Below are 258 nucleotides of genomic sequence, written 5' to 3'. Positions count from 1 at the left end.
GCCTGCCTGCGACATCTCTTCGTAGCGCTTGACGGCATCCTTCATGCGCCCGCGGGACGCCAGCGCTACCACCTCGTCGGCGACGATCTCCTGGCGGAACTCGGCGTTCTCCTTCGTATCGGGCACCTTCTTGATCAGCGCTTCGATCTCGGCCACCGCCTGGTCGATGATGACAAAGCGCTCAGGCCCCTGGATGGACTTCATCTGCTGACGGCCCCACCGGATGCGCTGCGCGGCGGCCGCATGATCGACATGCCA

At 64.7% G+C, this 258-nt stretch carries 1 protein-coding gene; it reads right to left on the bottom strand.

The genetic code is table 11. The annotated features are described in order from the left end of the window. Positions 1-258, bottom strand: a 258-nt coding sequence (locus ACH13J_RS18535) for a hypothetical protein (protein WP_397544815.1), incomplete at both ends; no start/stop codon positions are given.

The organism is Roseovarius salis, from assembly GCF_044472985.1.
In the GTDB taxonomy this organism is placed as follows: Bacteria; Pseudomonadota; Alphaproteobacteria; order Rhodobacterales; family Rhodobacteraceae; genus Roseovarius; species Roseovarius salis.
Note: the sequence above shows the minus strand (reverse complement) of the source record. Positions and strands in the feature narration are given on the sequence as shown.